Source organism: Candidatus Borrarchaeum sp., from assembly GCF_019058535.1.
GTDB classification, from domain to species: domain Archaea; phylum Asgardarchaeota; class Sifarchaeia; order Borrarchaeales; family Borrarchaeaceae; genus Borrarchaeum; species Borrarchaeum weybense.
In genome coordinates this window covers 1-20,755 of the sequence record NZ_JAHPYX010000190.1, presented here as the reverse complement: position 1 = coordinate 20,755, position 20,755 = coordinate 1, and the positions used below count along the sequence as shown (strand labels likewise).

At 37.3% G+C, this 20,755-nt stretch carries 22 protein-coding genes and 1 pseudogene; 15 read left to right on the top strand and 8 right to left on the bottom strand.

Translation table 11 applies throughout. The features are described 5' to 3' along the window. The first annotated feature begins 5 nt into the window (after nucleotides 1-5). From QVB70_RS11535 to QVB70_RS11515, 5 genes are all read left to right on the top strand, one after another. The gene (locus QVB70_RS11535; RefSeq protein WP_287586319.1) at nucleotides 6-1,175 is read left to right on the top strand and encodes a (Fe-S)-binding protein; all 1,170 of its coding nucleotides are present in this window, start codon (nucleotides 6-8) and stop codon (nucleotides 1,173-1,175) included. A 34-nt stretch (nucleotides 1,176-1,209) separates the two neighbouring features. Then, complete coding sequence (locus QVB70_RS11530; protein ID WP_287586318.1) at nucleotides 1,210-2,559, top strand: NAD(P)/FAD-dependent oxidoreductase; 1,350 nt, start codon at nucleotides 1,210-1,212, stop codon at nucleotides 2,557-2,559. Between the two features lie 129 nt (nucleotides 2,560-2,688). After that, nucleotides 2,689-3,630 carry a 1,4-dihydroxy-2-naphthoate octaprenyltransferase gene (gene menA, locus QVB70_RS11525; RefSeq protein ID WP_287586317.1) on the top strand — a complete coding sequence of 314 codons (942 nt, stop codon included), beginning with the start codon at nucleotides 2,689-2,691 and terminating at the stop codon, nucleotides 3,628-3,630. Nucleotides 3,631-3,634: 4 nt separating this feature from the next. Beyond that, a complete protein-coding gene (locus QVB70_RS11520) occupies nucleotides 3,635-4,819 on the top strand; it encodes a geranylgeranyl reductase family protein (protein ID WP_287586316.1) in 1,185 nt (394 codons plus the stop codon). Between the two features lie 46 nt (nucleotides 4,820-4,865). Then, nucleotides 4,866-5,921 carry a polyprenyl synthetase family protein gene (locus QVB70_RS11515; protein WP_287586315.1) on the top strand — a complete coding sequence of 352 codons (1,056 nt, stop codon included), beginning with the start codon at nucleotides 4,866-4,868 and terminating at the stop codon, nucleotides 5,919-5,921. Between the two features lie 75 nt (nucleotides 5,922-5,996). Here QVB70_RS11515 and QVB70_RS11510 read toward each other — a convergent pair whose 3' ends face one another. Continuing rightward, the gene (locus QVB70_RS11510; RefSeq protein ID WP_287586314.1) at nucleotides 5,997-6,410 is read right to left on the bottom strand and encodes a hypothetical protein; all 414 of its coding nucleotides are present in this window, start codon (nucleotides 6,408-6,410) and stop codon (nucleotides 5,997-5,999) included. Nucleotides 6,411-6,630: 220 nt separating this feature from the next. On the opposite strand from QVB70_RS11510, the gene QVB70_RS11505 reads away from it, so the two are divergent. Together QVB70_RS11505 and QVB70_RS11500 are read left to right on the top strand one after the other, a co-directional pair. Next, on the top strand, nucleotides 6,631-7,545 hold the full coding sequence (locus tag QVB70_RS11505; RefSeq protein WP_287586313.1) for a deoxyhypusine synthase family protein: 915 nt from the start codon (nucleotides 6,631-6,633) through the stop codon (nucleotides 7,543-7,545). 240 nt (nucleotides 7,546-7,785) lie between these two features. Next, entirely contained in the window at nucleotides 7,786-8,172 is a 387-nt protein-coding gene (locus QVB70_RS11500; protein ID WP_342766562.1) for a hypothetical protein, read from the top strand. Nucleotides 8,173-8,209: 37 nt separating this feature from the next. On the opposite strand, the gene QVB70_RS11495 is transcribed toward QVB70_RS11500, so the two are convergent. Together QVB70_RS11495 and QVB70_RS11490 are read right to left on the bottom strand one after the other, a co-directional pair. Then, the gene (locus QVB70_RS11495; RefSeq protein ID WP_287586310.1) at nucleotides 8,210-9,307 is read right to left on the bottom strand and encodes a biotin/lipoate A/B protein ligase family protein; all 1,098 of its coding nucleotides are present in this window, start codon (nucleotides 9,305-9,307) and stop codon (nucleotides 8,210-8,212) included. A 254-nt stretch (nucleotides 9,308-9,561) separates the two neighbouring features. Then, nucleotides 9,562-10,437, bottom strand: a complete 876-nt coding sequence (locus QVB70_RS11490) for a hypothetical protein (protein ID WP_287586307.1) — start codon at nucleotides 10,435-10,437, stop codon at nucleotides 9,562-9,564. A gap of 171 nt (nucleotides 10,438-10,608) precedes the next feature. Between QVB70_RS11490 and QVB70_RS11485 the strand changes: the two genes are divergently transcribed. The 5 genes from QVB70_RS11485 to QVB70_RS11465 all read left to right on the top strand — a co-directional run bounded on the left by QVB70_RS11485 (nucleotide 10,609) and on the right by QVB70_RS11465 (nucleotide 14,691). Next, nucleotides 10,609-11,229 (top strand): hypothetical protein, encoded by a 621-nt coding sequence (locus QVB70_RS11485; RefSeq protein ID WP_287586304.1) that lies wholly within the window; start codon nucleotides 10,609-10,611, stop codon nucleotides 11,227-11,229. A gap of 248 nt (nucleotides 11,230-11,477) precedes the next feature. Beyond that, entirely contained in the window at nucleotides 11,478-11,870 is a 393-nt protein-coding gene (locus QVB70_RS11480) for a hypothetical protein (RefSeq protein ID WP_287586301.1), read from the top strand. Between the two features lie 139 nt (nucleotides 11,871-12,009). After that, nucleotides 12,010-13,560 carry a homocysteine biosynthesis protein gene (locus tag QVB70_RS11475; protein ID WP_342766563.1) on the top strand — a complete coding sequence of 517 codons (1,551 nt, stop codon included), beginning with the start codon at nucleotides 12,010-12,012 and terminating at the stop codon, nucleotides 13,558-13,560. A 4-nt stretch (nucleotides 13,561-13,564) separates the two neighbouring features. Next, complete coding sequence (locus QVB70_RS11470; RefSeq protein WP_287586298.1) at nucleotides 13,565-13,975, top strand: 4Fe-4S binding protein; 411 nt, start codon at nucleotides 13,565-13,567, stop codon at nucleotides 13,973-13,975. Beyond that, nucleotides 13,972-14,691: a UPF0280 family protein gene (locus tag QVB70_RS11465; RefSeq protein WP_287586296.1), complete on the top strand. Its 720-nt coding sequence runs from the start codon at nucleotides 13,972-13,974 to the stop codon at nucleotides 14,689-14,691. The genes QVB70_RS11470 and QVB70_RS11465 overlap by 4 nt, the downstream gene beginning before the upstream one ends. Nucleotides 14,692-14,726: 35 nt before the next feature. Here QVB70_RS11465 and QVB70_RS11460 read toward each other — a convergent pair whose 3' ends face one another. Both QVB70_RS11460 and QVB70_RS11455 read right to left on the bottom strand, forming a co-directional pair. Next, nucleotides 14,727-14,987 (bottom strand): hypothetical protein, encoded by a 261-nt coding sequence (locus QVB70_RS11460; protein ID WP_287586292.1) that lies wholly within the window; start codon nucleotides 14,985-14,987, stop codon nucleotides 14,727-14,729. A gap of 81 nt (nucleotides 14,988-15,068) precedes the next feature. Then, nucleotides 15,069-15,881, bottom strand: a complete 813-nt coding sequence (locus tag QVB70_RS11455; protein ID WP_287586290.1) for an S-adenosyl-l-methionine hydroxide adenosyltransferase family protein — start codon at nucleotides 15,879-15,881, stop codon at nucleotides 15,069-15,071. 172 nt (nucleotides 15,882-16,053) lie between these two features. Here QVB70_RS11455 and QVB70_RS11450 point away from each other — a divergent pair, with 172 nt between their 5' ends. The 3 genes from QVB70_RS11450 to QVB70_RS11440 all read left to right on the top strand — a co-directional run bounded on the left by QVB70_RS11450 (nucleotide 16,054) and on the right by QVB70_RS11440 (nucleotide 18,457). Continuing rightward, nucleotides 16,054-16,620, top strand: coding sequence for a GbsR/MarR family transcriptional regulator (locus QVB70_RS11450; protein WP_287586288.1), 567 nt, complete (start codon nucleotides 16,054-16,056; stop codon nucleotides 16,618-16,620). A 285-nt stretch (nucleotides 16,621-16,905) separates the two neighbouring features. Then, nucleotides 16,906-17,436: a flavodoxin gene (locus QVB70_RS11445; RefSeq protein WP_287586286.1), complete on the top strand. Its 531-nt coding sequence runs from the start codon at nucleotides 16,906-16,908 to the stop codon at nucleotides 17,434-17,436. 37 nt (nucleotides 17,437-17,473) lie between these two features. Then, complete coding sequence (locus QVB70_RS11440) at nucleotides 17,474-18,457, top strand: aldo/keto reductase (RefSeq protein WP_287586283.1); 984 nt, start codon at nucleotides 17,474-17,476, stop codon at nucleotides 18,455-18,457. 173 nt (nucleotides 18,458-18,630) lie between these two features. Here the strand turns inward: QVB70_RS11440 and QVB70_RS11435 are convergent, their stop codons facing one another. The 3 genes and pseudogenes from QVB70_RS11435 to uvrA form a co-directional block, all read right to left on the bottom strand. Beyond that, nucleotides 18,631-19,038: a pyridoxamine 5'-phosphate oxidase family protein gene (locus QVB70_RS11435; protein WP_287586280.1), complete on the bottom strand. Its 408-nt coding sequence runs from the start codon at nucleotides 19,036-19,038 to the stop codon at nucleotides 18,631-18,633. A 300-nt stretch (nucleotides 19,039-19,338) separates the two neighbouring features. Continuing rightward, on the bottom strand, nucleotides 19,339-19,971 hold the full coding sequence (locus tag QVB70_RS11430; protein ID WP_287586278.1) for a DUF975 family protein: 633 nt from the start codon (nucleotides 19,969-19,971) through the stop codon (nucleotides 19,339-19,341). A 446-nt stretch (nucleotides 19,972-20,417) separates the two neighbouring features. After that, a pseudogene (gene uvrA, locus QVB70_RS11425) lies at nucleotides 20,418-20,755 on the bottom strand (ABC-ATPase UvrA); the annotation flags it as partial.

Below are 20,755 nucleotides of genomic sequence, written 5' to 3'. Positions count from 1 at the left end.
AAGCAATGAAGTTACCTGAAATTAGACGCTTTAATATGGATGATGAATTATTTATTTGTTCACAATGCGGATACTGTTCTGCTGTCTGCCCAGCCTTTAAAGAATTAACAGCAAGATGGGAATCCGCTGGTCCAAGAGGTAAACTTCTTTTTACGAAAAATTTGTTCTTAGGAAAGGATAACATCAACAAAACCTTTGCAGAAAATGTCTTTAAGTGTAGTCTATGCGGCTACTGTAAAGAAGTTTGTCAGGTTTCTATTGATTTGGTCACGTTTTGGCAATCCGTAAGAGCAGAGGTTTTCAGAAACAATCTCTGGCCAACTCCTCTACATGATCTTAAGGCATCTATGCAAGAGGAACATAATGTATATAACATGCCAAACGAAGATCGGACTATTTGGAGTTTTGAGGTTGAAGATCTAGTAGAAGAGCATCTTAACAGTGATGCAGAGATAGGGTTCTTTGTAGGATGTGTAAGCAGTTTCACAGGGAGGTTAGCGTCAATCCCTGAAGCTTTTATCAAAATTTTAGATAATTTATCGATTGATTTCACACTATTAGGGGAAGAAGAATGGTGCTGTGGTAGCCCATACTTCCTATCAGGAGCATTTCCACTTGCAAAAGAGTTAGCAGAGCATAATATAAAAAAATTTGAACAATTAGGCGTTAAAACACTTATTACTACATGTGCTGGCTGTTACAGAGGCTGGAAAGAAGAGTATTCCCATTTAGGACTAGAATTACCTTTTGAAGTGAAGCATGCAGTAGAATACCTTGCAGAATTAATTGATACAAAAAAATTGAAATTTAAGAGAGTTCAAGATATTAAAGCGACTTATCACGATCCATGTGAGATAGGAAGATTAAGTGGTGTCTATGAAGCACCTCGAAAGATATTGCGAAGCATTCTGCATCTCGATTTTATTGAACTTCCAAAAGTAAAGCAAGATTGCAAGTGCTGTGGTGGTGGCGGTGTCTTAAAAATAACAAACCCTGAACTCGCTTTAAAAATGGGTTTGAAGAAGATTGAAGAAGTTGAGAGCCTTGGAGTAGATAGTGTCGTTTCTGCATGCCCAGCATGTTATTTGAATATGGAAGAAGCCATAAGAGAAAAAAATTCCAAAGTAAAAATGCTTGACATCACTCAAATTGTTGCGCAAGCACTTGACCTGTAGAAAAGTACGTTAAAAGATATGAAGGAGGGCTTTGTTGAAAACTCATCGAATAAAAGCAGGGATAATTGGTGCGGGGATTTCTGGATTATTATGTGCCTGTGAATTGGAACGCTTAAGGCCTCGTAGTGTAATATTAGAAAAAGAGCCGGAAGTGGGTGGACATGTCCGCTCTTTTATAGAAAAGGGATATACATATGATGTAGGGTTACACCTTTTCTTAGGAGGTTACTCATACATTATACCGTTCCTGAAAAAGGCCGCCGTTCGTATGAGATATATTGGAGAAGGCGCTGTATTTTATCACAACAAAAAATTCTTTAGATTAGAGCGAAAAATTTCTAGTATTTTAAAATTTGGTTTACTCGATTTTGCCGATCGAGTAAAAATTCTAACAAATTCAAACAGGATTTTAAAAAGCGATATAGACTATTTTATGAAGTACGATGAGGATAATTTTGCCTCATGGTGTGAAACAAATCTTAGCAAGAAAGCATTGGAACTTTTTTACGCCCCACTCATCAAATCAATAACATTTCTACCACCTGAACAAGTATCTAGTGGGCTTTGGCTACATGCTGAAAAACTGAGGGTCAAAGAAAGAGAAAGTTTGGCTGTATATTATCCAGAAAAAGGTGTTGAGACTGCTGGCCTAAGCGTAATATCCAAAGCTTTGAAATGGTATTGCGAACGGATGGGGAGCGAAGTTTGGACAAATAGTACAGTCAAACGAGTAGTCATAGAGGATGAACGAGTAAAAGGAATTGAATATATCCGTGAAGGCGTTGAAGAATTTCTTGAAATGCCCTTTGTCGTTTTTACAGGACCTATTATCAATCTATTTAATTTAGTCTCTGAAAAACACTTCCCAAGCGACTTCCGTGAACGAATTAAAGAAGTTAAGTATACATCCGCCTTAGCAATACAAATCGGACTAGACAAGTCACTAACAGATCACAGATCCGTGATCCTAACACCAAACAAGTTAATCACTGCAGTTGCGCAGATTCTGCCTCCATATGGAATTATTGCCCCTCCAGGGAAGAGCCTTCTTGCTGGAACCTGCATTGAACCATCTTTACAGAACAAGACTGATGAGGAAATAGTAGACATTCTCATTGAGGATCTAAAAGATCTTTTTCCTGAAATTGAAAAGCATCTTCTCTGGACGAAAGTTTTGAAGATCAAGAATGCTATAGAGGCACAATACCCTGGGATTATGTCATTAAAACTAGATACAAATAGAACTCCGATTGAAGGGCTTTATATTGCTGGAAATTATGCAAATAACGATAATTGGCATTCATCTATAGAAGGTGCTGCAAGATCTGGACGTAATTGTGCAAAATTAATCGAACACGATGCTAAAGTGCTGTTAGTTCGCTAGTTTGTGAAATATATATACAACTTACAATCAATTATGCCTATACCATTTACTAGCTTTTAACTTAAGTTTGGCAAATTCATTACAAATTTAATGATAAACTGAGTTCTAACTAAAAAATGGGTAATGAGAATGACTGAAGTATCTCATATAAAATATAGCTCAATAAAACTTTGGTTTAACGCTACAAGACCAAAATTCCTTACCGCAGTAATTATTCCGATAATCCTAGGATCTGTTATTGCATTTGTTTACGAAAATGCGTTCTATCCACTTTATTTTGTCTTGGCGTTAATTGGAGGAATCGCACTCCACGCAGGTACAAATATAGCCAACGATTATTTTGACTTTAAAAGCGGTACGGATATAATTAACAAAGAAGTTACTCCATTCAGCGGAGGAAGCGACTTTTTACGTGAGGGAATTCTAAAGCCTCGTGATGTCCTTGTTGCATCACTCATTTTGCTAGGCATAGGTATCGCTATTGGTCTGTATTTCACGTTTGTAATTGGTTGGTTTCTGCTTGTACTTGGACTTATTGGCGCATTATGTGGCTTTTTTTATGTAGCACTTGCTTCTAAAGGACTTGGAGAAGTTGCTATAGGTATCAACTTCGGTCCTCTTTGTGTCCTTGGCGCATATTACGTACAAACGGTGAAAATAACGCTTGTTCCTTTGATCGCATCAATTCCGGTCGCATTTTTAATCACAGCGGTAATTTGGATCAATCAATTTCCCGATTATGTTGCCGACAAAGAGGTTGGTAAAGACCATTTAGTTGTCAGACTCGGCCGTTCCTTATCAGCGGTACGCGTGTATCACGGTTTGATTCTGGGCACATATGCAGCTATAGCTTTGGGTATTGTTTTCTCGTTCTTACCGCTGTTTTGTCTTATTAGTTTCATTACTTTACCGCTGTTTGCAATCCCTGGAATGAAGATAGCCCATAAAAACTATCTGAATACACCTAAGCTAATACCAGCGCAAGCTATGACGGTTATGACGCACTTATTTACCGGAATCTTGCTCATTGTAGGATTCCTAATCCGTTACATTGTTCTAATTGTGTTGTGATAGAATGGTTGCTGATGTGATCGTGATAGGAGGAGGTCCAGCAGGTGCAACCATTTCTAGAATATTAGCTGAAAAGGATGTGGAGGTACAACTTTTTGAGAAAAAGAAAACTATTGGACTTCCAGTTAGATGTGGAGAATTGTTACCACATCCCTCCGAAATGCGTCGTTTGTTTCCTAAAGCCAAAGATGCGGAAAAATTAATAGAGCCGCCCCAGAATACGCTCGCAAATATTACGGAATATACAGAACTTATCGATTCAATGGGCAACAAGATAAAATCCAGATTTAAAAGCAACATTGTCTTTCGAGATAAATATGACCAAGCCCTAGTTGAAAGAGCGATGGATGCGGGCGCAATTATAAAATGTGATTCGCCTGTTATAAGTGTCTCTGGAAATGGAAGCGTCCATGTGAAACATATGGGCACTATTAAGCAAGTTAAAGCCCGAGTGATTGTTGGGGCTGACGGTCCAAGATCAATACTCACTGAGGGGGTTCGTAGGAAAAATTATGAATTTGCTATATGCTTTACTACAATTATGGACAATGTAAATGTTGATGCAGACACCGTTCAAATGTACTTTGGTAAAGAATACGCGCCAGGCGCATATGCCTGGATTATACCTAAAGGAGACCACATAGCAAATGTAGGTTTAGGCATACGAAAGCGTTTTACTAACAATTTAAAAATAAAAAAATACTTTCGGAAGTTTGTTAAAGAGCATCCTACAGCTTCAAATCTATTAGATAGAGGGCGGATCATAAGTTCTTCCTCAAAGCTGGTACCAATTGAAGGACCATTTTCGGATACTGCAACTAGACGAGGGAATATGATATGTATCGGTGATGCGGGAGGTTTCGTAATGCCACATGTCGGAGCAGGAATCCCTAGTGCATTACTTACTGGAAGAATAGGCGCTGAAGCAATATTAAAACATTTACGAGGTGAAAGTGAACTGTCTAACTTTGAAAGATTGTGGAGAAAGGAAATTGGGAATAGGATGAAGAATAGTCTCAGAATCAGAAAATTCACAGATTCATTGCTTCTCAATGGATCAATCTCTTCGTTTTTTAATGAACGAGCACAACAATATTTTGATCATCTAATCCGCTGCGAGTTCCCTGTTTCTCTAAGATTATTCAATTTTTACCTAAATTTGAAAAATAAAGTAAAAAGTCTGTCCTAAACTATATAATATTAAAATAAGGGCTAACATAGAGGTTTCGATAGCATTGCAAGGAATAATCGAAGGAAAAAACGATAGCGAGATATTAGATACAGTATCGAGTGATACCATGGAGGAATGGAGAAACCTCATTGGCGAGGTTATGTTAGATTTATTACAAAAAGAAACGAATCCAGATTTTTATGATGCTGTTAAATATCAGGTTCAGACAGGAGGGAAACGCCTACGCCCATTATTAACTATGACTTTTAGTGATGCCGCAGGTGGCAAACTTGAGTCTACAATTTATGCTGCGGCTGGAATAGAATTAATTCATACTCATTCACTAATAATTGATGATATTATTGATCGATCTATTCTTAGACGAAACCAGCCCACTTCATGGGTCAAATTTGGTATGCCTATCGCCGTATTAATTGCCATGAAATATCGAGAAGCGATAGTTTTAGCCGCTCAAAAAACCGAATATCCAACTAAAATTCAGAAGGTTTTCTCTCGTGCTATGCAGAGAATGCTTATTGGTGAACGACTAGATATCCTTCTTGAACAGACTGGACGAAATAATGAATATCTAATAAAAAATCGCCTTCAGGATGCAACCATAGATGACTATTTTACTTTATGTAAAAACAAAACGGGCGCATTGGTTAGTGCAGCATGTGAAGCAGGAGTAGTTTGCGTAAATGGAAATAATGAATATGTTGCGGCAGCAAAGCAATTTGGAATGAACGCGGGAATTGCTCTTCAGATTTCTGACGACTATCTTGATATATTTGGAAATAGTCAACAATTTGGAAAAGAACATAGAAAAGATATTATCGAACACAAGTTGGGCAATTTTGTAATTTTATATGCTTTAAACCAACTATCTGAGCCATACAAACGCAGATTATTAGAAATACTCCAAACAGATAAAATTAGCGAAGAAGAGATAACAGAAGCAGGTCATATCATTCAAATGACTGATGCACCTAAAGTGGCAAAATATAAAGTTACTAAATTTGTAAATTTGGCTAAAGATAGCCTGAAATTTTTTCCTGATTCACATGCGAAAAAAACACTTTTCACTTTAGCTGATACTCTTTTGGATCGAAAACACTAGTATAATACATAAACTGTACAAATGATATTTTCTAAGAAAATGCCGTGCAAGTGGCATATTTTTGTGCTTATATGGCTAGAAACGTTCGCGTAGCATCTCAAGAAAAGTGGTCTCATATTCTTTTCTGAGAAGAATAGCTTGTACTGCAGCTAGGATTATATTAGTTAACATTTCTGGGCCTAAGGGTAGGATTGGTATAAGAAATATGACCCAAAGTATGCCGAATATTAGACCTATCCTTACTAATACCAATTTGTTAAGAACTAAAACTCCTAAAATTATTTCAAAAATAACAGTAATTATAATGACGAGGATTCCATTTGGGATTATAAAGTTTACTAGAATATCTTTGTAAAAGGAGAGGTGTGCATTCTCAATGAAAAAATCCCAGAGTATTTGATGGGTGCGAAGAGTTACAATAAGATTGAAGATTGCTGCAACAAGATAACCTAACCCAAAACCGATTCTTCCTATATTTGACCAATTCATTTTTCCTCATACCAAATTTATTTTCCTATATGTTGAATTTCTGAATGTTAAGCAAGTTTTTGCACTAGTATCAATGGACTTGTACTTAAATCTTAGTACATATTTTTTGCCATATTTCCCGCCGATAAACTTAAACTTATGTCTAACAACTCTGAAAATTGAATTATTGAATTCTTTATCCAGACGTTGACTTATAAAAACCGAAAAAGGAATGAAAAAAATGTATAAGAAAGTCAAACAAGTTGATGTTAAGCAAGATCAAACTTTGAAGGAATTAATGGATAATCTAGATGAAACTGCATTTAATGCTAGGAGATTAGCGAGAGCCTGTAAAATATATGAAAAAATGGTTAAAACAGAGGGATGTGTCAAGTTTTTTTCGCTTGCAGGGGCAATGGTTCCCGCAGGAATGCAAAAAATCATTCATGATATGCTTAATTTGGGATTTATTGACATTCTTATTACAACCGGTGCCAATTTAACTCATGATATAGCAGAAACATTGGGATTTCCTCATCTTCAAGGAGATACTAAACAACGAGATGAAGACCTTTTTAATAAGAAAATAAGCAGAATCTACGATGTTTATATGCCCACTAAGGTTTATGAATCAATGGAGGAGTTCATAAAAACTCTAAGTTTTGAGCCTATTATTTCCGTTAAAGATTTCCTTTGGTATCTTGGTGATCAATTACCAAATCATCCTCATTCAATCTTAAAAGTCTGTGCAAAGAAAAAGATACCTATTTATTGCCCTGCCTTTACCGATTGTGGACTTGCGATACAAGTTTTATTTGCTTTCCCAGAAACCAATTTCAATCAATTTCAAGACTTAAAAAATATGATTGACACTGCCTGGGATGCAAAGGTTGCAGGTTGCTGTATTATCGGAGGAGGAGTTCCAAAGAATTATTTATTCCAAGCAATGCAGTTTTCTCCAAGTAGTCTAAGTTATGCTATTCAAATAACAATGGATCGACCTGAGCCTGGAGGTTTATCGGGTGCCTCACTAGACGAGGCGATTTCATGGGGAAAGGTCAATAAAACCGCTGAATACACAACTGTAACAGCAGATGCTACGATGGTAATGCCACTGCTGCTATCCTATCTTAAAACAACTTGTAAAAACAAGTAACAAAATAGCTTATTTACGGTTTACTACAAGGCACTTATACTTCAGATCGCAGCGATAAAAATCAGGTTTTTAAATTTAGTGATTTGTAATCATTATCTTTTTGTCAATATCACAGAGAATGTTTTTCGATGAATGAAGTCAATATATCTCAACTGTGATTATCTCCACCACTCTAAGGGACGATATCTTTTTGAATGCATTGTATTGCTCTTTTGAAATAGAAAGAAATATATACACGGAATGTATGTATATTTTCACTTCAAGTTATTCCTATTATTTCCACCAAAAAATGACATCAAAAAGACGACTCAAATATCGTGGATCACGAAGAATTTGGAGTGGGGAATGTTGGAATTCTGTCCAAAGTGCGAAGGCCTCCTAATGCCAAAGAAACAAAAAAGTAAAACAGTTTTCTATTGTCCTCATTGCGGATTTGAGCAGAAACCAAAGAAAAAAACAGCCAATGATTATAAGGTAGTTTGGAAAATAGAACATACTCCAAAAGATGAAATAATCGTTGTAGAATGGCCAAAAAAACTTGGAAAGAAGGATAAAGAGTTAATGAAAGAAGAAATGGAAGATTATTATCGATCCATGCTAGAGTTTTATCCTGAAGAAGGGGACTAAGCCTTTTTTCATATAACTCTATGACTTGTGTAGCTAGCTAGCTAGTACCTAGAATAATTGCCTTAACAATATCTTCGGGGGAGGTGCCAGGAGACTCAATACTATACTTTGTAAAGAATTGTGAAATAACCTCAAATAACTTGGATTCGTTTACAGGATGCCCAATGATTGCGTTTTCTAGATCTTGAAGACGTTCTGCGGGAAAAAACCAAAAATCACCTGACATGAGAATATCTTTAATTATCTCATCATCGGTCAATTCTCCTGTGATCCGAATCAAGCCTCCTGGTGACTTGTAGACAGTTTCGAAGATATGTACTCCACCGCTAATTTTTACCTTCCTCTTTTCGTACAATTCAGGACGTCTATGACTCGGTGCATACACCCATTCTTCCGTTTTGTATTCTTCGTTTAAATTCTGTAACAGTTCATTTTCACGTTCTGTTAATTCATCAGGTATGAGTTGAATGTCAAGGGTTTTTTCAAAATTCTTTATTAAAAGTTCTTTGACGAGATTCCTATCTGGGAATTCTCCCAACTCTTTCTTACACGTTGTAAGACGTTCTCGTAGACTCTTTGAGATCTTATCGCGAAATTTTTCGCTCGGTACTTTGAAGATCTGGGTCATTAAATCATAATTGAAATCTAGGATGATGTTACCTGTCAGAACTGTTGTTTCTTCAACTTGCCCTGCGCCATTCCCGGAAATTTTCTTATCGTGGACTTCTATATCATTAATGGGTTTGTATTCCGCAGATATCCCTAAATCGCGATAGGTGAGTACTGGAGCTTCAAGTAACGTTTTATACGCTCCGGCAATTGTAAGCGGAATTTTTGGGTTTTTTCGCGAGACCATGACTTGGAAAAAGAATTGCCCATCATCCAATAAAACAGTGCCTCCGCCAATTACACGTCGCACAATAGGAATATTGGTTTTCTTGCAAAAATCGACTCGAACTTCTTTTTCAATCTCTTGATGATAGCCTAAACAAACAAATGGTCTGTCAGGGTAGCAAAAGAGAAGCGTATCATCAACGACGCCTTCACTTCTTGCCAACGCTACAGCATGATATACTGTCTGGGAAGTTAAATATTCAACCTTTCCAAGATCTATTAATCGCCACTTTTCACTCATTTAAACGCAACCATTCATAGCATTGTATTTTACTGATTTTTCTAGAATTTTAAAATAAATAGATGTGGTTTCGTTTTAAGATTTAACACTTATCAAGTTTCTCATATATCTGCCTAATCTGCAGATTAACCCTTAACCATTACATTGTGTTGTGTTAGGAACAAAGTTAAATTGAATAGAAGAGAAAAGAATAGAAAAGAAAAGAATAGAAAGGCTCAAACTTTGGTTTGAGTAGTGCTAAAAAGCTATACAACTTATCTTCTGAGTCGACGCGGATTACGGAATAATGAAATCTCATTTCCTGTAGGGTCAAATTTGTATCCTTTTTTAAGGGCTTTAAGAAGTTTTTGAAGTGTTTCATTTGCTTCTGGTAGCCACTTGGTGACGCAAGTAAATAGAATAAGTATGCGTCGAAATATTCTATTAGCATATAATTCTTTGTCCTTCAGTTTGATGTTCCACTTTCCACCAAAATCAAGCAGTTTTCCGTCAATATCTGCAACTTTTTTTCCTGTGGCGACCTCTTTAACTTTAAAATCAGAACCAAGAGCCATTCTAGCCGCACTGATCTCGAATATTCGTGTTTCGTTTGTTTTTTCGTCTATTAAAGGGAATACGTAGCGTTGTCCTGTCATTGTGTGAGACCGAACAATGCGCGTCAGGAAATCGTAACCAGGAATATTGACAATAAACGCAGGTAATGCATCACGCTCTCCTGCTGATAACACCAGAGACTCTGTTAAAGACTGTTCGATACTACCAGTCCATCTTCCACCGCCGCCTTCTGTAAGAGCTGAAAAGGTCTTGACAACTATTCGACGGTTCTTATCCGCATCTTTGCCATATTTTTTTCCGAGAGGACTATTTCCATCAGTATTAAAGAAGCCTAAGTTTATCCCTACGATTTCTTTTCTATTCTTATCTTTAAAAGTAATGTCTCCTGTTTCCTCCATTTCTTTTGTAAACTGGCGACTTTTTGCCGCTCGTTCTATTTCTCTTTTTAAGCCTATTTCAGCACCATGCAGCGAAGTCCGCCAAAGGTTTATAACAATCTCCTCGGCTTCGAACTTTTCTTCTTCTGGTTCATCCTCCTCTTCCTTAATATCATCTACACTAAATTCATCACTCAAATTTGGTCCTCCTCAATTTGATTTGTACATAATAGTGTTTCTTTTTTTCATAAAGATTACCATGTTCAATAACTCTTTCGAAAATCACTTCAACAATAATATGCTGACAAACATACAAAGCTAGAAAGGTTTTTTTATGAAGAGTGCGGTTTTTACCAAGGTGAGAGACTTATGAATAAAAAACACCGAATGATCGCAACGGGATTTCTTTGCTTTTGCTTATTATTCATGGCAGCAAACACCGCAGTTATGGCACAAGATGACTACTGGGGTGACTTGGTAGTAGGCGACAAGATGATTTGGGAAGTCTCAGGTATCCTCAATGGCGTGCAGGTTGACGCAGACTTAGAAATTCGTGTCCTCGAAATTACGGGCAAATTGTTAACAATAAACATGTCCACGAGTGGCTTAGCTGGTGGTTTTTATGGGTTCTCTGAAGAAGAGCACAAAATTGTGTATGAAGACGAGATCTCTCCTTGGATCCTACCAGCGTCCAAACTTAAAGGACAGGGTACAACAGACTACGAGTGGAAAGGCAACACCTACGAAGCGGTTTATGGTTATAGTTCGGATTCAAATGGTCATGTTGAAGTCTGGGTCGAGAAGAGCTGTGGTATTCTTTTTGAACTTGATTTCGAGTCAAATTCAGACAATATTGACGCTACTGCGAGACTAGATTATACAAATGCTACACTAAAAACAAAAGGATGCCTAGGAACGATCTTCATCGCGTTATTCACAGTCGCAGGGCTGGTTTCATATAGCACTATAAAACTGAAAAAGAAAGAATAAATCCCTTTTTTAAGTCCTACTTTTTTTTGTTTGTTTTTTTAATTTCAGATCTGTTTCTTTAAACTCATTTTCTTAGCCAACAGGTAATTTACATTTGTAAATCATCCTCTCAATATATCAATGATGGGGCTGCCGTGAAATATATGTATAAATATCGACACTGTCATATCTTTGAATAATTACGAATATGTAATATACAATAATATAGAGGTTTGTGAAGTTTTTTATTAGAAAGGTCAGAGGGGAGAATGCTGGTAGAAGCAGAATTAACTGCTTTTAGAATAAAGTGGTTGACTGGTGTGGGCTCTAATGAACCATGCCCAAAGTTACTAAAGATAGGTGATAAAAGCTTCTGTCAACGAACATTTCTTTTTGTGGATGATTACAGGCGAGAAGTTTGTTATGATTGCTTTGAATATGATTATTGTATTCATGGTATGGACTATCTTCAGGAATTAATTCGATTTGGTGTTCAAAGCCTAGAAGATATCCTGTCGCTCAGTAAGAAAGAATTTTGTTCACCAAGAAGTATTGACGAAAGCCTAGTAACTAAATGGAAAAATATGCTTACCAATATCAAACCTAACGAACGGGAATTTTTGAAAAAACTCCTGGAAAGAATGATAAAAACACTTTTTTAGCAAATTCTCTTTCTTATAGCGGATTTCTTGTCATATGTGGATCATATAGCCCATACGACGTTTTCTTGATAATTTATTTGAGCGAGTGCTATCTTTTTTTTAGAGCGAAACATTTAAAAGAGAAATATTACCGTAAAGCATTCTACTTTCAAAAAATATTACTGATAAAATATATGACAGAGGTGTTTTTCTGACAACTATTCGAACTATCGATGAAATTAATGATAAAATTGCTCGTGGCGATGCTGTTGTCTTTACAGCCGAAGAAATGATAAAAGTTGTGGAGCAGAATGGTGTAGAAACTGCAGCTCAAGAGGTTGATGTTGTCACGACTGGAACTTTTGGTGCAATGTGTAGTTCTGGGGCATTTTTCAACTTTGGTCATGCCGATCCCCCTACAAAGTTAAACAAAGTTTTTCTCAATGATGTTGAGGCGTATCACGGTAATGCTGCCGTCGATTGCTATATAGGGGTCACTCAAATGAGTAGAACACGACCCTTCGAGTATGGTGGAGGGCATGTTATTGAAGATCTACTCAAAGGCAAAACAATTCATCTCGAAGCTACCTTCAATCCAACTGACTGCTATCCTGGACAGTTGATCGACACTGAAATCACAATTGATGATTTAAATCAAGCAATTTTGTGTAATCCTCGTAATGCGTATCAGCGATATACTTGTGCAACAAATAGTGCCGGCAGTACTCTTTATACTTATATGGGAAAACTTCTACCGAACTTACAAAATGCAATCTATTCAGGATCAGGATGTCTTAGTCCATTAGATAACGATCCCTCTTATCAAACGATCGGTATTGGAACAAGAATCTTTCTTGGTGGAGGTATAGGTTACATCATTGGTGAAGGGACCCAACATAACCCCTCTCAACGTTTAGGAACTATAATGGTTAAAGGTGACCTCAAGCAAATGGATGCTAAATATCTCCAAGGTGCAGCCTTTACGAAATACGGCACATCTATGTATGTCGGATTAGGCATTCCAATTCCAATCTTAAACACTGACCTTGCTAGAACAACGGGTATGAGTGATGAAAAAATTACCACTAATGTGGCTGACTACGGAAAACCACGAAATAAACCAACGCTCCGAGAAGTTTCATATGCAGAACTTAAATCTGGAAAAATCGAAATAAACGGAAAGACTGTGAAAACTTCGTCCATTTCTAGTTTAAAGGACGCAAGAGAGATTGCCGCCACATTAAAGGAGTGGATAGAGCAAGGTACGTTCTTTCTTACTCAATATGTTGAACGTCTGTCCACTGAACGAGTGTTCAAACCAATGAAATTGACAAAGAAGGAACCTTTGGTTAAGGATGTTATGAAATCTGCTGCAACCTGTAATCTTGCTGATTCTCTTCAGGATGTCGCCAAGAAAATTATTGAACAAAATGTTAACCACATTGTTGTTGTCGACGCTCACAATCATCTAATCGGAATTGTTACTTCCTATGACCTCGCAAAAGCTGTCGCATCGAATAGACATGAGCTTGCAAATGTAGTTACGAAAAAAGTGATTGTGGCCTATCCAGAACAATCTATTGGTGAGGTTGCCAGAACTTTGGAAATACATGATATCTCTGCTGCACCTGTCGTTAACTTGGAAAATGAAGTACAGGGGATTATCACAAGTGAGGATATCTCGAAAATTGTTGGAAAAGTCTGGAGGTGAAAATATGAAAATTCTTCTTGATTATCCTACTGATTTGTTTGAAAAACCAATTCTCGCATCTATGATTCTTGAAAAAAAAGTTCTACTCAACATTCTGCGTGCATATGTAGATGGCCGCCGTGGCGAAATGCTTATTGAAGTCCCTAATGAGGTCGCAGATGATGTTGTTAAGAGTTTCAAAAACAGAGGCGTCAAAGTACACACTGGCTCATTAATTGAACTTGATAGCGAATTATGTGTTGACTGTGGAGCATGTGTTTCAGTCTGTCCTACAACAGCTATACACTATGAAGAGGATCTTTCAGTCGCAATCAATCAAAGTAAGTGTATCCAATGTGCGATATGCGTTGATTCTTGCCCACGATTTGCCATTATATTAAAGCAAGGAGGTGGCATTTCATTCAGCTCTCTTTGAAGAAAGTTAAAAGGCAAATCGGAGAATCAGATCTTTTCATAGAAACTGATACACACGAAGCTATTGATCTAGCATTTTCCGCGATTAGATCACACAGGGAGCAGCTATCAGCGTATATTGCACAACACGAGGAATTTCTTCATTCTTTTTCTCCCGTTGAAGTCGGTAACAATGCACCTCCAATAGTTTTTGCAATGGCTCATGCCGCCAAAATTGCTAATGTAGGCCCTATGGCAGCAGTTGCTGGAGCATTAGCTGATTTTGCTATCGAAGAAATGATGACGAAAAAGGGCTGTAAAATTGCTGTTGTTGAGAACGGCGGCGAGATTATAGGGAGAATGAATGAACCAGTATCGACTCCAATAACAATAGGAATCTATGCTGGTGAAAATTCGACCATTTCAGGACGAATAGGCTTTCGACTTGAGTTTGAAGATTTTCCCTTTGGACTTGGCACAAGTTCTGCTACCGTCGGACATGCGTTTAGTTTTGGATGCGCAGATGCAGCCTGCGTCTTTGCTGAAAATGCAGCCATCGCTGATGCTTGTGCCACTGCAGTATGCAATGCTGTGATTGGTGAATCTGTTCAAAAATCCATACAAAACGGACTAGAAGTAGCGAAATCAATAAAAGAGATAAAAGGAGTCTTAATTATTCGTGGAGAGCATGTAGGATGTGCTGGAAAACTTCCACGCCTAGTTCAGGTGATAGATTAACCTCATTTTACACAAAAACTTGAGAAAGTAGTCTTTCATTCTAGCCAAAATTTCCTGAGACTGGTCTCAAACTGTGGAACCTGCTTGACCGTTTCTATGAGTTTGGCAAGAGATTTTTCCTTAGTTATCTGGAGATCTTTATTTTCTATTCCTTTATCCATTACATCTAACATAAATGCTTTATAAATATCGTTAAATTTGATACCTTCTTCTTTAAGTTTATCATAATACTCTTCAAGCGAAATCTCAGCTTTTAAAGGGAAACTAGGGTCTTTAATTTGATAATATGCTTTCATGAACATTCATCCTCGTTGTGAGTTTCCTTATATTCTAATTACCTACTCTCTGTTTTAATAGGTTTTCTAGGCGTTTGTTTTCTAGGGAGAGAGCATATTCCTTGAAATCGTAATGATGTCACCTGTAGATACATCTAATTTGTGTGCTGCGTTTGATTGGTTAATTGCTAATTCAAAAAATCCAGTACTACCAATTAATCCTAGAAATTCGCCTGGTTGAGTTTTTCCATACGTTTCATAAAAAGCAATTTTATTGACTTGTTCTTTGATCTGAACATTTAATACGTCACCAAACTCAATTCCTTCTTGTTTTAGATCATCTAAGGTTATATTTGTAATTATGTTACCGAATCCATCAACATGCAATACTCCTCCAGAGATTTTCTTATTTTTTATTTCCACTTTTGTCCACGATAAAACAATATAGTCAAATATCTCTTTACCAATCTCTTCAGGGCAGGTTCCTGTGGCTAGATAAGCTGCAACTGGAGCAAATATATCTCTTCCATGAAAGGTGGCAGATATTTCGTGCCTCATGTATTTTCTATTGGTTATTTCGTAGACATGCTGAATCCCCTCATGTTCAGCAGCAAGCATTAATATCCCATTGTCTGGACCAACGTAGAGATGTTCTTTTCCCTCTACCACAATCCCTTTTCGTATGGTTCCCACACCAGGATCAACAACACAAACAAAAACAGTTTCATCTGGAAAAAATGGTGCTGCTGTAGCTAGTACGAACGCTCCATGTCGGACGTCTTGCTTATCAATATCATGAGAAATATCCACTATTGTAATTGCACTGCTGATCTCATAAATGACGCCTTTCATCGCAGCAACATAGCCATCTTTGGTGCCAAAATCAGACAGCAAACCAAGTATCTGATTCTTCATAATTAACACGATCATTCATTTCTAGGAGGAGGACAAAATCGCGAAGATTTTTCTAATAGTAAATAGGAGATTTTCAAATATTTTAAATTTGCGAAATTTGTGAAACTAACAAAACGTTATTAATGGCACCATATATAACGTGTAAAAAATCGAAGTTTTGGGGGAATTTTGGGTGTCTCGTTCTGAGAAGGCTGACAGTGAAGATATTATAAAGTTAGAAGAAGAGATTTCTAATTTTTTTGAGGATTTAATGTATGATTGGGGTGGTTCTCCTTTACTAGGTAGAATTTATGCGCTATGCGTGTTGACAACACCTGATAAACCTCTATTCCAAAAAGATCTCGCTGATAGATTTAATGTCGATCCTTCAACAATTTCAAGGAATCTTAAGGAACTTGAAAACTGGCGTTTAATTGGTAGGCGTCGGGAACCAGGTTCCCGTGAATGGCGGTTTCAAGCTGAAGACACCTCGTTTTTGGAACTGTTAGTCCTAAAATTTGAAGAAAATGCAATGAAGTTACGTGCGAGGCTAGATGAATTGATAAGAATCCGTAATCGTTGGAGTGAAACTTTAAGTGATAAGTCTAAAGAAGCTTTGAGGGAGCATCATGCGCTCTTAGTATTAAATAAGCTGATTGAATGGATAAGGATCGTCGACAAGGAACTTGATGAATTCATCCAGAAATTGAATGTAAGGTTCTTAGAATTAGAGAAGAAATTCGAACAAATTGAAGGTTGAATTAGAAAAAAAGTAATTAAATAACTGAATAACTATTTATGACTGTCTTCAAAAAATTTAAAGAGTCTTTTCTATTTTAGCTCAAAATAAAAAATGAATAATAATGCCTCAAAAAGGTGTTTCCAAGCTGATTGATTTTATTCAAGTCTAAAAATACCCAAAAATTTGAAAGAAGCAGGTGTTGAAAAGGATAAACTGAAATATTTGGCACAAAAGGCAACTGAATTTGGAAATCTGGGCGCATTTCAAGTCAAGTAAATATTGACTGAATAGAGGTGCAAAGGGATGAATTCAAGAGAAAAGAAATATTTGATTGCGCATTTTTCAAGAAAAGGGAATAATTACGTAAGTGGAAAAATTGTAAATTTACCAATTGGCAATACCGAAGTCATAGCAAAGATGATAAAGGAGATCACAGGAGGAGATTTGTTTCGTATTGATACGATAAAGCCATATCCTGAGGATTATACGGAAACGACTGTGGTGGCAAAACAAGAATTGCATAGCAATGCAAGACCAGAACTTTTGGATTATGTCGTTGATATTGATGCATATAAAGTTGTATTTTTAGGTTACCCTAATTGGTGGGGAACTATGCCGATGGCAGTATACACTTTCCTAGAATCTTATGATTTTTCAGGAAAAACAATCATCCCTTTTTGTACACATGAAGGAAGCGGACTTGGAAGTAGTGCAAGAGCTATTGCAAAGCTTTGCCCAAAAGTAGAAGTAGTAAATGCAATTGCTTTTCATGGAGGAAGTGCAAAAAATGCGAGAGGCGAAGTCGAAAGATGGATACAAAAATGGCAAAAATAATTTTTGAAAATGAAGTAAAAAAATTTGAGGTCTTAGAATGGAAAAACGAAAATTAGGAAATAGTGGTCTGGAAGTTACTGCACTTGGATTAGGATGCATGGGAATGAGTTTTGCATATGGTCAAGTGTCAGACAAAAGAGAGATGATCAAGCTGATTCATGAAGCTGTCAAACGCGGGATTACTTTTTTCGATACAGCAGAAATGTACGGCCCATTTACCAACGAGGAATTAGTAGGTGAAGCGCTCGCTCCATATCGAGATCAGGTGGTCATTGCCACCAAATTCGGCATCAAATTGCAAGACGGTAAACAGGTACAGGACAGCCGTCCCGACCAAATCAGAAAATCAGTAGAGGGTTCTCTCAAGCGACTCAAGATCAAGACCATCGATCTGCTGTATCAGCATCGTGTCGATCCTAATGTACCTATTGAGGAAGTGGCTGAAACAGTAAAAGATTTAATGAAAGAAGGCAAGGTTAAACATTGGGGGCTTTCTGAAGCGGGGGTACAGACTATCCGTCGTGCACACAAAGTACTGCCATTGACAGCGGTTCAGAGCGAATACTCAATGTGGTGGAGACGTCCTGAAGAAGAATTGCTGCCAATACTTGAAGAGCTTGGAATCGGATTCGTTCCGTTTAGCCCTTTGGGTAGGGGATTCCTTACAGGACGGTTCAATAAAAGTTCTAAATTCGAAAAATCCGACTTCCGTAACATTGTCCCTCGTTTTACTCCTGAGAATCTCGATGCAAATCAAATTCTGGTGGATTTAATAAAAAAGATTGCAGCAGAAAAGGATGCAACACCTGCCCAAATCGCGCTAGCATGGTTGCTTGCTCAAAAACCATGGATTGTTCCTATCCCGGGCACAACGAAGTTGGAGCGACTTGAGGAGAATCTGGGATCTGTTAATATTAAACTGACACCAGAAGAATTACAGGGCATTAATTCCGCACTTGAAAAAATCAAAATAGTGGGCGACCGCTATCCGGAAGAATTGGAAAAAAGAACAGGATTATAAAAAGTAAAGAAATTGAATGTGCGGTTTCTAGAATTAGAAAAAAAATTCGAACAAGTTTAATTTTAACCAGTGAGATCCATCCATCTAATAGTAAGAGAGACTAGAGTGTTACCTCTGATTTTTTTTATATTTTTTCGCATTTAATCCTCTCTTAAATACTTTACAATTGGTAGTTATGCAATTTTTTTGCCAGGCTCTGGTGAACCTAATGCATATACGCCGTCTACCTTTAATAGTATAACTCCACTGCACGGAAGATTCCTTTTTTTAAGCGCTTCCGAGAAACTATCGAATAAAGATCCCGAGTCTTGGAAAGAGTTGTATGTGCTCTCGATACGATAGCCAGTCATTGGCGGCTTGTAAATTGCAATTGAAGCTTTATTTGTGGTTTTCAAATTATTTACTGTTGTTTTAGCCGCTACTACACCGAAGGCTAGGGTTTCATCATCAATGGCCATTAATGACCCAGTAATGATTGTATGGGGTGAACCTTCAGAATCAGCTGTACCTATTGCTTTTACAATTCCAGCTCCAGCGCCTGGAACTAATAAGTCTTTTACTTCTTTTGGCAAATTAACCATCTTAATCCCTCCTTAAGAGTTATTTTTTCGACATGTTACTGGTAACTAAGCAAGATAGCACCACCGCTTCTGCGTGGTGATGAATGGCGTTGGAGTTATATAATTTGTTGTTCATAAAGTTTATGAGTACCTACGGGGCGTTGGATGTTAAGCCTGTGGAGCTACGACCTCCGTAACCCGCAAGGGGATCGAGTCCGTCTGAGAAGCAGGAAGCCTCGATGCTTTAGCGCGAGGTAGCTCACTAACATCAGCTATACCTGAAGAACTAATACATATATTTTTGTATAGAAAAAGAGGGCTTCAGCCCTTTATTGCTTTTAGATCGAAGAACCACAGCGTAAATGCGATAATTTCGATTGGACTGATAATTGCGTTGATAATTGTGCTAATGACCATAGATACTATAAAAATATCTGCGAGAGAAGCAATCGCACCACCAATCGCAACGATAATTCCAGTAACAATAGCAATCACGATTCCTAAGAGAAATGTTAGCCACCATCTTCCTTTTACCAAATACCAGCTACGCTTCAGTGATTGAACTGCTCCAGAATCTTCTAACATAATACTCTGAGTGATTACCCTGAAATACGTAGTGATTATTATAATTAGTACTATCATTATCAGCAGGACAATTAAAACACCGGCGATAATTAACAGTACGTTACCTGTTCCTGCTGATGTAAATATTAATGCAAGCACATGCATAATTCCAATTCCAACTGCTACTACTATACCTAGGATAATCAATATCATTAGTAGTGTAGCGCCAAGCAAAGGTAGAAATCGTGACAAAGCATGTGAGAAACTATCTTTTAGACTTGGCTTCTCAACTCCTTGGTGTAAATCTGCAGTATATTTAACAAGCATTCCCTGAATTATCAGTTTAAAGAACGCTGTTATGAGAATTGCTGTTGCAATTCCCGCAAACATTGTAGGTAATATTGTTTGCCATTGTGTTTCCCAGTCTATTGGTAGTGAAGGAATGTCGCATAAGATACGCCCAACAAGAATCCGAGATCAAATCCTACAGCAGCAAGTGTCCCAAAAATAATTAAGGTCGATATCAGAGAGATTAAGAGATAAGGTAGCATGAAATATGGAAGTTTCCTCGCCCAATACGTGAAAGTTAGCTTAAGCACTTCGGCGAATCCTAGTTCTTCGGAAGATCCTATTTTTGTTTCCTCTATACGTTTTACTCTCTTTAAAATTAATAGAAATTTAAGTCAGTCAGAATGCAATATGCTTTCCTTATTTTATATAAAATGTACTCTCTTGTATAAAAAAAATAAACGAGCAGAGAAGACTTTTTTTATGACAATGCTTGAAAGAAATCAAAACGCGTCTTTTTTCTTATCTTTAAATAAAAACTCTATTAATTAAGGATTTACTACCGTTTTTGTTAATTCCTGAGGTTTTTCTAAATACTTTTTTAGATATTGGCCCGTATACGATTCTTCCACACCTATGATCTCTTCAGGAGTACCCTCTGCTACAATCATCCCTCCACCATCTCCACCTTCTAGACCAAGGTCAATGATATAATCTGCAGTTTTGATAACATCGAGATTATGCTCAATGACTATGACCGTATTGCCAGAATCTGTTAATCTGTTAAGGACGTTCAATAATTTTTTAATATCATCAAAATGAAGACCTGTTGTTGGCTCATCGAGAATATAGATTGTTTTACCAGTAGGTTTCTTCCCAAGTTCTT

What these genes read in the sequence shown, in the direction of transcription:
- QVB70_RS11535 (WP_287586319.1), top strand. Translation starts at nt 6, where the DNA reads ATGAAGTTACCTGAAATTAGACGCTTTAATATGGATGATGAATTATTT.
- menA (WP_287586317.1), top strand. Translation starts at nt 2,689, where the DNA reads ATGACTGAAGTATCTCATATAAAATATAGCTCAATAAAACTTTGGTTT.
- QVB70_RS11520 (WP_287586316.1), top strand. Translation starts at nt 3,635, where the DNA reads ATGGTTGCTGATGTGATCGTGATAGGAGGAGGTCCAGCAGGTGCAACC.
- QVB70_RS11510 (WP_287586314.1), bottom strand. Translation starts at nt 6,410, where the DNA reads ATGAATTGGTCAAATATAGGAAGAATCGGTTTTGGGTTAGGTTATCTT.
- QVB70_RS11505 (WP_287586313.1), top strand. Translation starts at nt 6,631, where the DNA reads ATGTATAAGAAAGTCAAACAAGTTGATGTTAAGCAAGATCAAACTTTG.
- QVB70_RS11500 (WP_342766562.1), top strand. Translation starts at nt 7,786, where the DNA reads ATGTATGTATATTTTCACTTCAAGTTATTCCTATTATTTCCACCAAAA.
- QVB70_RS11495 (WP_287586310.1), bottom strand. Translation starts at nt 9,307, where the DNA reads ATGAGTGAAAAGTGGCGATTAATAGATCTTGGAAAGGTTGAATATTTA.
- QVB70_RS11485 (WP_287586304.1), top strand. Translation starts at nt 10,609, where the DNA reads ATGAATAAAAAACACCGAATGATCGCAACGGGATTTCTTTGCTTTTGC.
- QVB70_RS11480 (WP_287586301.1), top strand. Translation starts at nt 11,478, where the DNA reads ATGCTGGTAGAAGCAGAATTAACTGCTTTTAGAATAAAGTGGTTGACT.
- QVB70_RS11470 (WP_287586298.1), top strand. Translation starts at nt 13,565, where the DNA reads ATGAAAATTCTTCTTGATTATCCTACTGATTTGTTTGAAAAACCAATT.
- QVB70_RS11460 (WP_287586292.1), bottom strand. Translation starts at nt 14,987, where the DNA reads ATGAAAGCATATTATCAAATTAAAGACCCTAGTTTCCCTTTAAAAGCT.
- QVB70_RS11455 (WP_287586290.1), bottom strand. Translation starts at nt 15,881, where the DNA reads ATGAAGAATCAGATACTTGGTTTGCTGTCTGATTTTGGCACCAAAGAT.
- QVB70_RS11445 (WP_287586286.1), top strand. Translation starts at nt 16,906, where the DNA reads ATGAATTCAAGAGAAAAGAAATATTTGATTGCGCATTTTTCAAGAAAA.
- QVB70_RS11440 (WP_287586283.1), top strand. Translation starts at nt 17,474, where the DNA reads ATGGAAAAACGAAAATTAGGAAATAGTGGTCTGGAAGTTACTGCACTT.
- QVB70_RS11435 (WP_287586280.1), bottom strand. Translation starts at nt 19,038, where the DNA reads ATGGTTAATTTGCCAAAAGAAGTAAAAGACTTATTAGTTCCAGGCGCT.
- QVB70_RS11430 (WP_287586278.1), bottom strand. Translation starts at nt 19,971, where the DNA reads ATGTTTGCGGGAATTGCAACAGCAATTCTCATAACAGCGTTCTTTAAA.